Source organism: Brevibacillus jepli (genome assembly GCF_047229145.1).
In the GTDB taxonomy this organism is placed as follows: domain Bacteria; phylum Bacillota; class Bacilli; order Brevibacillales; family Brevibacillaceae; genus Brevibacillus.
The window spans coordinates 20,454-35,372 of the sequence record NZ_JBFEFW010000004.1; the positions used below are offsets into that span (position 1 = coordinate 20,454).

At 48.2% G+C, this 14,919-nt stretch carries 20 protein-coding genes; 1 reads left to right on the top strand and 19 read right to left on the bottom strand.

The features are described 5' to 3' along the window. Positions 1-36: 36 nt before the first annotated feature. The 16 genes from recO to AB1L17_RS05650 all read right to left on the bottom strand — a co-directional run bounded on the left by recO (position 37) and on the right by AB1L17_RS05650 (position 10,625). The gene (recO, locus tag AB1L17_RS05575) at positions 37-810 is read right to left on the bottom strand and encodes a DNA repair protein RecO (RefSeq protein ID WP_412843881.1); all 774 of its coding nucleotides are present in this window, start codon (positions 808-810) and stop codon (positions 37-39) included. Then, complete coding sequence (locus AB1L17_RS05580; protein ID WP_412843880.1) at positions 801-956, bottom strand: YqzL family protein; 156 nt, start codon at positions 954-956, stop codon at positions 801-803. The genes recO and AB1L17_RS05580 overlap by 10 nt, the downstream gene beginning before the upstream one ends. A gap of 104 nt (positions 957-1,060) precedes the next feature. Then, positions 1,061-1,978: a GTPase Era gene (gene era, locus AB1L17_RS05585; protein ID WP_047072508.1), complete on the bottom strand. Its 918-nt coding sequence runs from the start codon at positions 1,976-1,978 to the stop codon at positions 1,061-1,063. Next, on the bottom strand, positions 1,971-2,369 hold the full coding sequence (locus AB1L17_RS05590; protein ID WP_412843879.1) for a cytidine deaminase: 399 nt from the start codon (positions 2,367-2,369) through the stop codon (positions 1,971-1,973). The genes era and AB1L17_RS05590 overlap by 8 nt, the downstream gene beginning before the upstream one ends. A gap of 124 nt (positions 2,370-2,493) precedes the next feature. After that, positions 2,494-2,865, bottom strand: a complete 372-nt coding sequence (locus tag AB1L17_RS05595; RefSeq protein WP_412843878.1) for a diacylglycerol kinase family protein — start codon at positions 2,863-2,865, stop codon at positions 2,494-2,496. A 9-nt stretch (positions 2,866-2,874) separates the two neighbouring features. Beyond that, positions 2,875-3,354: an rRNA maturation RNase YbeY gene (gene ybeY / locus AB1L17_RS05600; RefSeq protein ID WP_412843877.1), complete on the bottom strand. Its 480-nt coding sequence runs from the start codon at positions 3,352-3,354 to the stop codon at positions 2,875-2,877. A gap of 34 nt (positions 3,355-3,388) precedes the next feature. After that, positions 3,389-4,360 carry a PhoH family protein gene (locus AB1L17_RS05605; RefSeq protein ID WP_412843876.1) on the bottom strand — a complete coding sequence of 324 codons (972 nt, stop codon included), beginning with the start codon at positions 4,358-4,360 and terminating at the stop codon, positions 3,389-3,391. Positions 4,361-4,415: 55 nt separating this feature from the next. Beyond that, positions 4,416-5,600: a sporulation protein YqfD gene (gene yqfD, locus AB1L17_RS05610; protein ID WP_412843875.1), complete on the bottom strand. Its 1,185-nt coding sequence runs from the start codon at positions 5,598-5,600 to the stop codon at positions 4,416-4,418. Between the two features lie 28 nt (positions 5,601-5,628). Beyond that, entirely contained in the window at positions 5,629-5,925 is a 297-nt protein-coding gene (gene yqfC / locus AB1L17_RS05615) for a sporulation protein YqfC (protein ID WP_007727617.1), read from the bottom strand. Positions 5,926-6,130: 205 nt separating this feature from the next. Further along, a complete protein-coding gene (locus tag AB1L17_RS05620; RefSeq protein ID WP_412843874.1) occupies positions 6,131-6,343 on the bottom strand; it encodes a sigma-70 family RNA polymerase sigma factor in 213 nt (70 codons plus the stop codon). 169 nt (positions 6,344-6,512) lie between these two features. Next, a complete protein-coding gene (locus AB1L17_RS05625; protein ID WP_412843873.1) occupies positions 6,513-7,016 on the bottom strand; it encodes a hypothetical protein in 504 nt (167 codons plus the stop codon). A gap of 11 nt (positions 7,017-7,027) precedes the next feature. Continuing rightward, positions 7,028-8,032, bottom strand: coding sequence for a flotillin-like protein FloA (gene floA, locus AB1L17_RS05630; protein WP_412843872.1), 1,005 nt, complete (start codon positions 8,030-8,032; stop codon positions 7,028-7,030). 7 nt (positions 8,033-8,039) lie between these two features. Further along, positions 8,040-9,383 (bottom strand): NfeD family protein, encoded by a 1,344-nt coding sequence (locus AB1L17_RS05635; protein ID WP_412843871.1) that lies wholly within the window; start codon positions 9,381-9,383, stop codon positions 8,040-8,042. A 167-nt stretch (positions 9,384-9,550) separates the two neighbouring features. Beyond that, positions 9,551-9,997 (bottom strand): GatB/YqeY domain-containing protein, encoded by a 447-nt coding sequence (locus AB1L17_RS05640; protein ID WP_412843870.1) that lies wholly within the window; start codon positions 9,995-9,997, stop codon positions 9,551-9,553. Positions 9,998-10,014: 17 nt separating this feature from the next. After that, a complete protein-coding gene (rpsU, locus tag AB1L17_RS05645; RefSeq protein ID WP_007727630.1) occupies positions 10,015-10,188 on the bottom strand; it encodes a 30S ribosomal protein S21 in 174 nt (57 codons plus the stop codon). Positions 10,189-10,301: 113 nt separating this feature from the next. Beyond that, positions 10,302-10,625, bottom strand: coding sequence for a histidine triad nucleotide-binding protein (locus AB1L17_RS05650; protein WP_048032286.1), 324 nt, complete (start codon positions 10,623-10,625; stop codon positions 10,302-10,304). A 149-nt stretch (positions 10,626-10,774) separates the two neighbouring features. On the opposite strand from AB1L17_RS05650, the gene AB1L17_RS05655 reads away from it, so the two are divergent. Continuing rightward, positions 10,775-12,157, top strand: coding sequence for a UDP-N-acetylmuramoyl-tripeptide--D-alanyl-D-alanine ligase (locus AB1L17_RS05655; RefSeq protein WP_412843869.1), 1,383 nt, complete (start codon positions 10,775-10,777; stop codon positions 12,155-12,157). A 48-nt stretch (positions 12,158-12,205) separates the two neighbouring features. On the opposite strand, the gene AB1L17_RS05660 is transcribed toward AB1L17_RS05655, so the two are convergent. The 3 genes from AB1L17_RS05660 to AB1L17_RS05670 form a co-directional block, all read right to left on the bottom strand. After that, a complete protein-coding gene (locus tag AB1L17_RS05660) occupies positions 12,206-12,778 on the bottom strand; it encodes a histidine phosphatase family protein (RefSeq protein ID WP_412843868.1) in 573 nt (190 codons plus the stop codon). 40 nt (positions 12,779-12,818) lie between these two features. Then, a complete protein-coding gene (locus tag AB1L17_RS05665) occupies positions 12,819-13,964 on the bottom strand; it encodes a TolB family protein (protein WP_412843867.1) in 1,146 nt (381 codons plus the stop codon). Between the two features lie 109 nt (positions 13,965-14,073). Then, positions 14,074-14,913 carry a sugar phosphate isomerase/epimerase family protein gene (locus AB1L17_RS05670; protein WP_412843866.1) on the bottom strand — a complete coding sequence of 280 codons (840 nt, stop codon included), beginning with the start codon at positions 14,911-14,913 and terminating at the stop codon, positions 14,074-14,076. Positions 14,914-14,919 lie beyond the last annotated feature (6 nt).

Here is a 14,919-nt window from a genome sequence, read left to right on the forward strand (position 1 = left end):
GGTTCTTATCATAACGAAAAGAAAATCGGATGTCAATTAGTCCGGATCTGATTGTGCCATTCTTTCCATCCGCTCCAGTTGTTCCAGAAATGCTCGACTTTTCAGCCTGAGATCCAGATACTCATCCATGAAGCCTCGAAGCACATGCTTTAGCTGGTTTCGCGTAGCCGGTTTCACTTCGATGTCACCAAGCCGCTCCAAATCAAATACCTGGAACAGCCGTAACAGCTTCCAGGTCGAGGGAGTAACCGCCAATGCATAAGGATCAGAGGGCTGGCAAACTGGGCACAACAGGCCACCCTGTCCTACACTGATAGCATAGGGCTCGCGCTGTTCATCACAGTTTACGCACGCCGTGAGCTGCGGGGAGATTCCCGCCACGATCAGCATTTTGGTTTCAAAAATGCGACACAGGATTTCAGCATCTCGCCCCTCGTCCAAGTAGCGAAACGTATGAAGAAGAAGCTGAAACAAGTAAGGGTTCGGTTCCCTTTCCTGCGTCAATCGATCCAAAAGTTCTGCTATGTATGCGGCATAAGCCGTTGCATTCAGGCTTTGCCGCATATCCCGGAACGAATCCAGCATGTCTCCCTGTGAGAGATCAGGCATTCCCGTACCAGGTCCCGCTTTGCATAGATAATAACTATGCGAAAACAACTGGGAGACGGCGGCAAGACGGCTTTTGGTCTTTTTGGCACCACGGGCCATCACGCCAAATTTGCCGTTCTCCCGGGTAAACAATGTCACCACTTTACTGGACTCACCATAGTCCACACTGCGAATGACAATTCCTTCCCACTTTACAAGCATGCCTGCGTGTCACCCAATTCTTCCTGGGCGAGATCAAACGAGGTCTCCTCGCTGGAACCATCCGTTTGATGGTGATCACGGTAGAGAAGGTAAGCATGGATATCACCGGTTGAAGCGAAAACTCTCCAAGAAAAGTCACGAAGCATGGAGCATCATCCTTTCCTATATCGGGTCTATCCACTTCCTTCTTAGAATCACCTTTGCCCGTTATTCTATGCCTTGGAAAAATTAACACATCGTAATGGGAATATTATTGCTCGTCGTAGAAACCGAAGTTACGCAGCATCCGCTCCTGGTTGCGCCAATCCTTTTTCACTTTGATCCAGAGCTCCAAAAATACTTGGTCCCCCATCAGCCGCTCGATATCCTTCCGCGCCCGTTGACCGATTTCTTTGAGCATCTGACCTTTTTGTCCAATCAAAATACCACGCTGTGAATCCCGCTCTACGTAAATGGCAGCGTAAATATAAAGCGTTTTGCCATTTTCGCCACGCTTCATCTCTTCAATCACGACAGCGATGGAATGCGGTACTTCTTCCCTCGTTAAATGCAGAACCTTTTCCCGAATCAGCTCTGCTGCAACAAAACGTTCAGGATGGTCGGTCACCTGATCTGCAGGGTAGTACATCGGGCCTTCTTCCATTTCACCCAAAATAGCCTGCTGCAATGATCCGGTGTTGTTCCCCTCCAGCGCAGAGATTGGAACGATCTGCTTGAAATCATACAATTTGCGGTAATCATCAATAATTGGCAGCAGCGCTTCCGGGTGCACCTTGTCAATTTTGTTGATGACCAAAAATACTGGCGTTTTGACTTGCTTCAAACGCTCGATGATGTAGTCGTCCCCAGCTCCTCGTTTTTCTGTCGCATCGACAACAAACAAGACGAGGTCCACTTCGTTCAATGTATTTTCGGCAACCGAAACCATGTAGTTACCGAGTTTGGATTGAGGCTTGTGAATACCGGGTGTATCCAAGAAAATAATTTGTCCCTCTTCTGTCGTATGCACAGCCGTAATTTTGTTGCGTGTCGTTTGCGGCTTATTCGACATGATCGCGATTTTATGTCCGACAATATGATTCAACAGCGTTGACTTTCCAACGTTTGGCCTTCCCACAATGGAGACAAAGCCCGATTTAAAAGATTGCTTGGTCTTGCGATTATCCACGTAAATCCTCCTTGGTGAATGCGCCTGGCAGCAGGGCAGATACAGTCGTTTCCCAGATGTCGCCTTTGAGATTCGTCAAAAATACAGGCATGTCCGGCGGGCACAGCTCTGCCAAGACTTGTCGGCAAGCTCCGCACGGTGAAACTGCTTGCGGGGTATCGGCTGCAACGGCCAAAGCCTTGTATGTCCGGTCTCCTTCTGAGTATGCCTTAAAAATAGCCGTACGCTCCGCGCAGTTGCACAGTGAGTACGCAGCATTTTCAATATTGCCTCCCAAGTATACCTTGCCGCTCGCAGCCAAAAGGGCAGCCCCTACCTGAAACTTGGAATACGGTACATAAGCGAGCTCTCTTGCTTGGATTGCTTGTGCTAATAATGCTTGTTTATCCATTCTCATCATTCCTCATATGATTCGTTTTTAACAGGTTTGCCCAAGTGAATATGTCAAATTAGACACGAAGAAACCAGACTGAATGGTCTCCTAGAATGACCCGTCCGGTACCTACTAGTAAAAACTATCCCCATACTTTTTGCAACAGCGGCGGACCAAATACTACAACTCCGACGAACACAGACAGGATCGCGGCTACAAGAACAGCTCCTGCTCCCACATCCTTAGCTATCTTCGCCTTCGCGTGCCATTCCGGAGATGCTAAATCAACCACGGCTTCTATCGCGGTATTTACTAACTCAAGGGAGAAGACGAGACCGATAGAAAAAAAGACCAGCAAAACATCGCTGCGGGATATCTGCAGCCACCACGCCGCCGCCAGCACCATGATAGCAGCGGCTACGTGGATTTGCATGTTTCGCTGTGTCCGTACGGTATAGGCAATTCCTTGCAGAGCGTAGGTGAAGCTACGAGTCAATCGTCGCCATTCCTTCAACGTGATCTCCTACCTCGTCAAGCCTATTTGTTCCAATACTTGTTCTTGACGTGAAAACATTTCCTTCTCTTCTTCTGGTGTTCCATGATCATAGCCCAGGAGATGAAGAAAACCATGTACCGTGAGAAATCCGAGTTCGCGTTCGAATGAATGACCATAGTCACTAGCCTGCTCATGGGCCTTCGGCAAGGAAATGATAATATCCCCCAGCATGTTCGGGAACTCGTCCGCCTCATTCTCATCGATGAAGATTTCCATTTCCCCTTCACCCGGCTCGTTCATCGCAAAGGAAAGAACGTCGGTTGGCCGATCAACGCCACGATATTCGCGATTCAGCTCGTGAATGCGCTCGTTAGTAACGAGGGTGACCACCACTTCACCTTGCACGTCTTCCAGCTTTGCTGCTGCCTCCAGGCAACGGATAAGCAGGTTTTGCAAATTCTCATCGATCGGTTCGATTTCTTCATGAAGGATTTCTACAGATAGCACAGTTGAACGATCTCCTTTTTTCGAATGCAATTTATCAATAGCCGTGATTCACTTCTTCTTTGGCATAAGCAGCAATGATTTTTTGTACCAGACTGTGTCGAACGACATCTCCCTCTTGGAAATGGATGAAGGCGACATCGGAAATACGGCTTAGGATACGTTCTGCTTCCCGCAATCCGGATTTCTTCCCTTTCGGCAAATCGACTTGAGTCACGTCACCCGTAATGACCATTTTGGAACCAAAGCCAAGCCGCGTCAAAAACATTTTCATTTGCTCTGGCGTGGTATTCTGGGCTTCATCCAAGATGACAAACGAGTCTTCGAGCGTACGGCCACGCATATACGCCAATGGAGCGACCTCAATTAGTCCGCGTTCCATCATTTTGGCAACTTGTTCGTTACCTAGCATGTCGTACAAAGCATCATAGAGCGGACGCAGATAAGGGTCCACCTTCTCCTGCAAATCCCCTGGCAAAAATCCAAGGCTTTCTCCCGCTTCTACGGCCGGCCTGGTAAGAACGATCCGTTTCACGCGTGCATTTTTCAATGCAGTTACCGCTGTGACAACAGCCAAGTACGTTTTTCCGGTTCCAGCTGGCCCAATTCCAAACACGATGTCATGTTTCTTAATGGCAGACAGGTAATGACGCTGTCCCAAAGTTTTTGCCCTGATCACTTTGCCACGTTGGGTCCGAGCGACTTCCTCATCATATACATCGAGGAGCTGGGCACCTTCTCCCCGCTCGATTAACGTCATCGCATATGAGATGTCTCGTTCGGACAGGGCAATCCCTCTGCGAATCAACTGCAGCAGAATTCCAATTAACTCTGTCAGTTTGTCCACTTCCGGCTTATCCCCGCTAATAACCAGTTCGCCTTCTCGGGTCATGATTTTTGCGGAATTTTTTTGCTCGATCAGTGTTAGGTACGCGTCATGTGGTCCGAACAACAGCAAGGCCTCAGATGCGTCTGAAAACGGGATTCTTACCTCATCTTGTACGTGCAACAGGCTTCCATCTCCTTGCAACGGTTATCAGCAATGCGTCATTTGCTTGCCGACCTCACTGCCCCACAAGAGGCTGTTCAATGGCAATGTCTTCAATGACGGAAAAATGAATGCTTACGTAAACTTTACCATTCTCTGTGGTGACGTGCAAAACTTTTTCGTCCTGAATGAACGCATCTTTCCCAGCTTTTTGCAAGATATCCTCCCGGGCGAATTTTTTGGCCAGCTCCGTGGCTTCCGCTACGCTCATTTCTGTTTGAACAGGCTCTGTTTGGGCGTAGGTCATCTTTTTCCAGCCAATTGGCGAGATATATCCCGCTAACGAGGGCATAAACCGTTGTTCTGCAACTTCCGCTTGGTCAAAGGATTGCTTCTCAAATGGCCATACGTATATTGCATATGGGCCTACGAGCAGGTATTGATGCTCCAGTTTTTCTCCCGTCAGACGGTGAGTCGTTTGCTTCAAAGGGATCGATGTGTTACTCATATACCACACTTCCCCTTGCACTTTACCACGCGCGGACACAGCTTGCTGACGGGCGTCGTTGCCAATGATCCCCGAGATGAGTACCTGGCCTTTTTCTACAAACTGATTATTGGCTACCTGGCTGCGACCAACCTCAGGAAGGATTTTATGAATGATGGCCCGCTTCTTCGCAACAAGATGACGCGGACCGGTTGCAAGCGGCTTTACGGGAGCGTCCTTTTCGACAACCTGAAGCATGACCTTGGTTCCTTGAATCTCAATACCGACCCACGAAGCCTCCGGCAGCAGACTCAGCAGCTCTTTTTGCAAAACCAACGGTTCTTTTAGTTTGACCTTCCAAGCCCCTTCTTTAATCCCCACTTGTTCGGCAGCTTGAATGACACGTCGTGGATCAACCAATTTGGTTCCACTCACCTCGACACTCCAAACAAAGGAGGAGAGCATGTACAATCCGATGAAAAAAAGAGCCGCCCCAATTGCCAATCCGGATCGTCTGCGCATACGCAAGAGCCAAAAAGGAAGCCCGTCTCTTTCTTCGACATGACTGCGACAGCCTGTCTCTTTTAAGAGCGGCCGCAGACGAAAATAATCACGGATCAAAATATCGCAGCGGGTCACCTCTTCTCCTACCCTGCGAATATTCCAGATTCGAATCCCATCCCGTACAGCCATATTCAGCATCCGCTCAAAACGTTTTCCTCGTACGGTAATGGTTACATGTCCATCCACCCACTCCTTGATTCCATTCCGCATACGTGCCGCCCCCTACCTCTACCAAGAATTACGAGCTCTGTGGTCCCGTCTCCAAAAATTTCACGCCACCAATCCTGCCTTCTAACAGGACTTCCTCGGGCAGAATCGCTCGGATGACAAGCTGTTCACCTGACACAATCATTTGTCCGTTCGTCAACAGCAAGCGAAGCTCTTTTTCGCTAAAATGCAATACTCCTCGATGATTCTCTATATACATTTGCAAATGACCGATCATCGTGATGCGCGGGACTTCCAGGACTACATCTTGCGGCAGATCCAACACACCTCCCGCCAACTGGCGCAGACGGCGGCTCCAACGCTTCATGGATTAGCCCCCCTTCTCGTTCTTTGTATTGGCAGATTTAACGATCTCTTCTGTTTGCAGGTGCAAAACCATTCTTATCTATGCGTATGCGAGAGCATAAAGAGGCATTCATTAAAAACAGTCGCGATGTTTTTCACAAAAAAGGAGCCCTCAGCGCTCGCCATTATCGCAAGCAACTAAAGAGCTCCCTCTTTGAAAAAACGTTTTACATGTCATTTGAATATTTGCTGTCTTGTGTAGCAGTAACCAGTTCTTTTTCCTTTGTAAGCGCCTTCCATTTTTTCATGACTCGTTTTACTTTCTCAGCTGAACATCCACATGCTATCGCCGTTTCATATACCGATTTGTTTTCGAAGATGGCAAGCCGAATCACTTTTTGGCGAAACCGCCCCATTTGCTCAAAAATTTGTTGATTCATCGCTTGTCCTCTACCCCTTCTTCTATTTGGAAGAATTTTCTTTACATTCAGGATAGTCAACCACGATACGAGAAACAAGACAAGTTATTCGATATATTTCGACACGAAAACCTTGGCTTGTCAACAAAAAAAACAGGTGAACCGAAGTCCACCTGTTTCCTTACTGCTTCTACATTATTTTTCTTTGCCGAATCTGTTGCGCGTAGGGAGCTTTGGAGCGCGGCTCCCCGAAAATAAGCGCCCACTTCATACCTTCACGTGGATTACCGTGTTTTGATGTCAGCGTCCTCGCTCGTTCTGACTCGATTTCCATTGGACTTTCCGGTTGCTTAACCGAAATCGTTGGACCCGTAGAAGCACGAGCAGTACTGGAAAACGCCCATTCCTGTTCGACTCCGACACCTTCCATCGATTCACGCTGGAGCGGCTCATATTTGGAGGATGCACGTACCGTCTGACTGCCGTAATCCTCAGTTTCTAGTGGGATATCTGGCGTATTTGCCGGGGTAAGTGGTGGCATTTTTTTGCCTTGTGCCATCTTCTTCTTTCCGGCTTTTCCAAGCGCCTTATATCCTAAGTAGCCAAGGATGACAAACCAGAACTTGCCGATGAGGGGAATGATCCACTCCACTACACCCAATAAATCTACGACGAGATCCATGAGATCTTCCATGGCAATCGCCCTTATTCTTTCTCGTCCGGAATTGCAGGATCTTGTTTGTCACCTGCATGCCCGAAGGATTGACGCATTTGTGTATCAGCAGCTATGTTTTGCATATTGTAATAATCCATTACGCCCAATTTGCCACTTTTCAATGCTTCGGACAAAGCGAGTGGTACTTGCGCTTCAGCTTCTACTACTTTTGCCTTCATTTCTTGTACGCGCGCAATCATTTCCTGCTCTTGGGCTACCGCCATAGCACGACGCTCTTCTGCTTTCGCTTGCGCAATACGTTTATCAGCCTCAGCCTGGTCGGTTTGCAATTGTGCCCCAATGTTTTTCCCTACATCCACGTCCGCAATATCAATAGAGAGAATTTCAAAAGCAGTTCCTGCATCCAAACCTTTGTTCAAAACGGTTTTGGAGATTAGGTCTGGATTTTCCAATACGTCTTTATGTCCTTTGGACGAACCAATCGTCGATACAATCCCCTCACCTACGCGGGCGATGATCGTTTCTTCACCTGCACCACCGACCAGTCGATCGATATTGGCACGAACCGTTACTTTTGCACGAGTGCGCAGCTCGATACCGTCTTTTGCCATTGCCGCAACGACAGGTGTTTCAATTACTTTCGGGTTAACACTCATTTGTACCGCTTCCAATACATCACGACCAGCCAGATCAATTGCTGCTGCTCGTTCGAAGCCGAGTGGGATATCTGCGCGCTGTGCTGCTACAAGCGCATCTACTACACGATCTACGTTACCACCTGCGAGATAATGGCTCTCCAATTGGTTCGTATCCAACTGTAGACCCGCTTTGCGCGCTTTAATCAACGGATTCACGATCCGAGAAGGTACAACGCGACGCAAGCGCATAGCGACGAGCGTAATAATTCCGATGTTTACACCGGACGCCAGTGCTGAAATCCAGAGCATGACTGGAACAAATGAGAAGAAAATCGAGAGTACGACGATGGCTACTGCCACCATAAAAATAAGGGGAATCAAACCGCCTTCAAACATGAAAGCCTCACTCCTTTTGTTCTTGTTCGGCTACGACGATACGCGTGCCTTCTACTTGTACGACAGTGATTGCTGTACCCGCTTCAATAAAGCCACCAACAGATACTGCATCCACACGCTTCCCTTCCACCTTGACGACACCTGCCGGGCGCAGGGGTGTAAGTGCGATCCCAGTTTTCCCTTCCAGCTCACGCTGATCACGCGGAGCCACGTAGCCTTCTTCATTGCGCTGCGTGTCGCCCAAGACAAACTTGTTGACCAGGCCCTTGACCCCGTATTTCTTCACCAACAGGAACGTTACGACTGCCGTGATCAAAGCAGCCACACCCAACGAAGCGAGTCCTTGCTGTGTGTCGTAGGCTGCCATTACGAGACCTGTCACAATGCTACCGAAGCCAATCGCACCGACAATTCCGCCCGGAAGGAATATTTCCAGGAGCATCAGCAAGATTCCGATGACAAACAATCCGATATGTAGCCAGTTTGCAAATCCTGCTACATAATGCCCAAAGAAATACAGGCTGAACGAAACGAGCGAAACCGTCCCCGCGACACCAAAACCAGGTGCAAACAGCTCTACTACGATTCCTACCAATCCAATGATGAGCAAAAGACTCATGACAATCGGACTCGTCACCCATCTGGCTACCAGCTCTCCACCCGTTGGCTCAATCGCCTGAAGCGAATCTGGCTGAATACCGAGCTTTGTGAGCAGCTCTTCCTTGCTGGATACCACATCATCTGCATAGCCCAGCTGTTTTGCTTGTTGGGCATCGAGAGAAAGCACCGTGCCTTTTGGCTTTAATCCAGGGAATTCTGTATCGATTTCCACCATCGCGCGTGCGACGTCAGGATTGCGATTGTTCAGCTCGGCTGCCGCCTTCATTTTGTTGCTCCAACCGGAAATGAACTTGATGTCTGCTGCATTTCCTGCCAAGTCAATCGGCGTTGCTGCCCCCATGCTACTACCCGGAGTCATAATAATTTCATTTGCATTCAGGGCGATGTAAGTTCCCGCAGAGAAAGCCTGGTTATCAATATAGGCTATCACATGCATGGGAGCCTGACGGATCAACTGCCCAATCTGGTCGGCAGCGTTCACTTCTCCACCTGGCGTATTGATATGCAAAATAACAAGGTCTGCCTGCTGCTCCTGCGCATCAGCAAATGCTCTTTCTAAAAAGCTCTCCAGCCCTCGCTCGATCGTGCTATCTACTGGAATCCAAACGGCTTTTTGATAGGTCTGGGCCGTTGTGGATGAGGGAGCAAACAGCATTGCCATTCCCATAATCAGGCAAAGAAGTGAAAAAAGCAATCGCACGCGGCTTTTTACTAGCCTTGTTGCACTCATTGCATGTACCTCCTTTCCTAAAATAAGCTTCAACTTATGTGCATTAAGGTATACGAAAAACCAAGACGATTGTTTCATATTTATTTCACATCTGGGAAAAAAGAAAAACCCAGCCCATTATCGGGTTGGGTTTTTCTGTTCGTATCTATATGAGGTGTTACTCTCGTCTACGATGGTAGTTCCTCAGATACAATCTTTTGCACGAGGTTTCCGTCTGCTCTGCCTTTCACTTTCGGCATGATCGCACCCATCACTTTGCCCATCTCTTTTTTGGAGGAGGCATTGGTAGCTGCGATACCTTCCCGAACGATATCACGAATTTCATCTTCGCTAAGCTGAGCGGGTAAGTAAGCGGAGAGCACGTCGATCTCTTCGCGCGATTTCGAGGCAAGGTCCACGCGGCCTGCCTTCTCAAATTCGTGGAGGGATTCACGGCGTTGTTTTAACTCACGAGTCAAGATGGTCAGCATTTCGTCATCAGACAAAAGACTGCCCTTTTTAATCTCTTCGTTCTTTAATGCGGCTTTCACCATGCGAATAACAGAGAGTTTTAGAGCAGCTCTGTCCTTCATTGCTTGCTTCATATCTTGATCGAGTCGCTCCATTACACTCATGATGAGCCCTCCGTCAATTAAAACTTGCGCTTGCGAGCTGCTTCGGATTTCTTCTTGCGCTTAATGCTAGGCTTCTCAAAGTGGCGACGTTTACGCAGTTCCGCCATCACCCCGGATTTTGCGCTTTCACGCTTGAAGCGGCGAAGTGCGCTATCCAAAGACTCGTTTTTCTTGACTCGAATTTCTGCCATTTGTCTTCCCTCCCTCCGCTAAAACCGTGGGACGCCTGAGTCGATCGTACGAACAGACTGTCACACTTCATTATAGGATAGATGACTAAAGAAGGTCAACCTTTAGTTCATATTTATTCGTAAAAACCGGACAACAGGTGATAATGAATGTGGAAAACCTCTTGTCCACCCTCTTTACCGCAGTTGTTAATCAGGCGAAAACCAGGCAACTCCAGCTTTTTCGCCAAGAGCTGTGCTACATGGTGGATATGCCCGATCAACGGCAGGTCCTCAGCACTTACATCCATAAGTGTAGGAATCGGCTTACGCGGGATAATCAACAGGTGAACGCGTGCTTTCGGTGCGATATCGTGGATGACGATGACTTGCTCGTCCTCATACTCGATACGAGCCGGGATTTCACCGTCCATGATTTTGGTAAAAATGCTTTTTTCCATGAGCGACTCCTTTCCTCATCTGCAGATGAATAGTCATTATGTAAGCCTTGATCGTACCATATTCATGCACTTTTGTCTTGCGGCGCTACCTAGCGCGTGGTAGCATGACTTCGAGGTTGAAACTGGATCAGAAAAAGGAGTACGTGCAGATGAAACCAATTGCACTGGATCAGGCAGCAATACAAGCAGAGGGGCTTTTGCTTGCTGGTTCCCCAGAGCTTGCCTTGTCATCCGTTCACTTTGATACCCGCGAGCTGACTCCGGGATCTTTGTTTGTAGCGCTGACAGGCGGTGCACGGGATGGACATGATTTTCTTTTACAAGCCGTCAAACAAGGAGCGGTAGCTGCACTCGTATCAAATCAGGAGAAGATTCCTGCGAACTTGCCAAAGGATTTTGGGTTAATTCTCGTCAATGATACACTGCGTGGATTTCAAAAGCTGGCTGCTGCTTATCGGAAAAGCTTTTCGTTCCCTCATATCGCCATTACCGGGAGTATCGGGAAAACGACGGTGAAGGATATCGTTGCGCATGTGCTTGCGAGCCGCTCGCCTGTATACAAGACGTATAAAAATTTTAACAATCATATCGGCGTACCTTTATCGTTGTTGCAGATGAAGGAAGAGCATCAAGCCGCAGTACTGGAGCTGGGTATGAACCATGCTGGGGAAATCGATCTTCTCGGTTCGCTCGTCCAGCCAGATATTAGCGTCATTACGTTTATCGGTGAATCCCATATCGAGTTTTTTGGGACGCGTGAAAAAATTGCCCTTGCGAAGGCGGAGCTGCTCCCGCATACCGCTAAAGATGGCTTGGTGCTGCTCAATAAAGATTCAGAGTATCTGCCGTTGGTTGCCCATCTGTATTCGGGCGAGACCATGTATTACTCCGTCAATGAAAAAGCGGATATTTGGGCAGAGAACATCGAAACGGTTGAGGGCGGGACGCAGTTTGAAGTACACTTCGCTTCCGGAGAGCAGTTCGAAGCATTCCTGCCGTTGCACGGACGTCATAGTGTCCTGAATGCACTGCCTGCTGTTGCAATTGCCAAAAGACTCGGGATGGAAACAGAACAAATTGTTCACGCCTTGTCGACCGTCCAGCTCTCCGCCATGCGCTTCGAGCAAATCACATCCAAACACGGTACGGTATACATTAGCGACGCATACAATGCCAGCCCTGTTTCCATGGAGGCTGCCGTTCGTACATTTGCTGAATTGTATCCGGATCGCCGAAGAGTCGTCGTTTTGGGAGATATGTATGAGCTCGGGCCGGAAAGTGAGGCCATGCACGCTGACGTCGGAGCGTCGATTCAAGACGTCGCAGAGCGCTTTGAGCTGCTCGTGACAGTCGGTGAGGATTCACGTCATCTCCATGATGCTTATGCGGGCAACAAGCTGCATTTCGCGACAAAAGCAGAGGCATTAGCAGCTTTACTGCCGCTGCGGGATGACAAGCATGCTTTCCTGTTCAAAGCATCCAAAGGAATGTCACTGTGGACGCTCATGACAGATTTGGAAAATCAAGAATAGCTATCAAGAAAGCCGCCTTTCGTTTCGTACGAGAGACGGCTTCTTTTATTAGTGTTGTTCAGTCCAGAGTCGGGCTGCATCGACTAGTCGGTCATTCTCGAAGCTCAGCTTGTAAATATCCGGCATAGAGGTCGTTTTCCAAAAAGAAAAATCGTACGATAGGTCGTAGTAATTCATGATGATCGTCATGATGTTCCCATGGGTGCCTATTGCGATTTTTTTGCCATGATGGAGTTTCAAGATTTCCTGCAAGGCAGCGATTCCTCTATCCCCCGCTGCTGCATTGGACTCTCCACCTGGGAAAGCGAACTCAGGGTTTGCAAACAAATGCTCAACAGCCTGTACAAAATGCTCACATTCCTCTCCCCAATCACCTACCTCCCGCTCGCGAAAACCCGGCTCTAGCTTGATTTCCTGATTCGCCTGCTTCGCCGCAGCTTCAATCGTCTGGCTTGCCCTTGCATAAGGACTGGAGATAAATACGTCGATCTGCTCGGCTTGCAAGACTTCTGCTACTCGCTGCGCATCCCGCCAGCCCTTTTCAGACAACCCGCGTGTAAGCTCCTGGCCAGGTAGGTACGGCGATTCTGCGTGGCGGATCATATACACGTGTGTGAGCACATTCCTCACTTCCTTTGCCATTGTTTATCTGGTGTATGGATTAGCGCTGCTCATATACGTTGTTGTGAATACCGAGCTTATCAAGCGCAAATTCGCTAAAGTGGGTGGATGCGAGATCGGCGACATAGTACGACTTGCCATCCTGTGCCCAACCAATGACGCGAATATTATCACTAGCACTCAAATAAGGACTAATATTCGGCTTATCTGGATTCCCAAGGGGATAGCTGCATTTTTGCGCTTGCTTACAGAAGCGGAGAAGCATATACGCTTGTTGCGAGTTAGATGTACGATAAGGTACTTCTGCTGCAAAATGATGACCGACAGGCGACCACGAAATATCACCCAAATACGGATAAGATTCTTGGTATTCCGACATAACCACCTTTTTTCCCGTCTGCAACTCCAGCAGGTATTCGGCAGTTTCCGATTTCATTTTGCGATACTTCATGTCACTGGAGTAAGAAGGAAAATCCTGCATTTTGTGGTCGTATTTCAAACCTGTTGGCAAGTCGAGCTCCTTATACCCTGTATATGACTTATAGAACACCTTTAATGAATTCGGCATCCAGTAATATTTTTCTTCCGGTCCGTATTGGTTTAGATTAAAGGCATACTGGTCATTCTTCTTCATTTTGAGGGTAGGCAGATGCTGCAGGATCAGGTCGGCATTTACGACTTCATCGGAAGCGGCTATCTTTGCGTTCATTCGCGTAAAAACCATGTATTGCTCATCTGGTGAAACAGAGAAATCGAGTATGGGATGCTGAGCTACCGGCTGCACGAGTACGATTTTTTTACCATCTGGCAGGCTAAGCTTAGCAATCCCACCTTTTTCACGGATGTAGAGCGCGTCTTGCTTTGGCGACCATTTGGCAAAGCCGGATAATTGCGTCAGTTTTTTTGTCTGCATGTCGTACAGGTAAGGTATCGTTGGGTCTGCCTTCCCGTATCCGATCCGCTCCCCGTAAATAAATCTGCCCGATGGCGACATGGTTGCACGATGCATCAAGGGCATGTTCGTGACGGTTTTGGTGGTTTTTCCATCTACTCCCACCTTATAAATGACAACAGGTTCTGGCTTGCGTGCGTCTGCCTTCGCAGGAGCAGTGGCATTGATTTGCCCAGGGATAAGAATGCCCAACATCGTAATTAACAAGCATGATAGCAAGAAGCGTTTTTTCATCAAAGGTCCTCCCGGATATGTGATCTATACTTAGACGCTTTCTAGAAGCAATTGGTTTCCTTTTGCAAAAAAAAGATCGGGAGCATTACCCACGCTCCCGACCCTCTTATCACTTACGTACTAACATCATAGCCTTTCGCAACCATTCTATCTCTTCTGCTAAAACATGCTGCGGACTGTGACCAAACCATTCAATGGAAGCAAAATAATCTGTATCTGCAATCTTCTCTACGATCGGACCGTAATCGACAATACCCTTACTGAGTGGTACCATGCCCTCACGATCGCCATTCGGAGCGTATACATTTTGCGGAGCAAATACCGGCAGATGATCGGATGAAATGATATTTTTCAAATGATAATGAGCGACCCACGGCTTCAATTGCTCGTAGCTGTCGATTGGGTCTGCACCCGATTCCCAAACATGAAGAAAATCAAGGTTTACTTTGAGCGCTGGATGATTGACTTCCTGCAACAGCGCGAGGGTAGAACCCAACTGATCCGTGAGTGTGTTCGGATGTGTTTCGACCAGGAGCTGAATGCCATGCTCCTGACACATCTCACATAAGATCTGCAAATGATGTACGTAGCGTACACGCTCTTCTGGCCCCACATCTTTACTTGCCTTTTGTCCAGCGAATGTCCTGATTTGCTTTACCTGGAGCCAATTCGCCAGCGCAATCAATCTTTTTGCTTTTTCCAGCGAACGCGCAAATCCAGATGGAGTCGCAATATCCAGATAATCACTAAGCATGGAGATACTCATGCCTTGATCCTTGAGCAACTGCAACTGTTCCTCCACCTCTATGCGACCATGATCATACAAATGTTGGGCGTGGATTCCCCACAGCTCAATTCCATCGAAATGATGTCGCTCGGCAAAACGAACGATCTGTGCAAACGAAATCAACTGGTGGCGAAAAGAGATTGTGCACAATGAGAGTTTCATTTCACC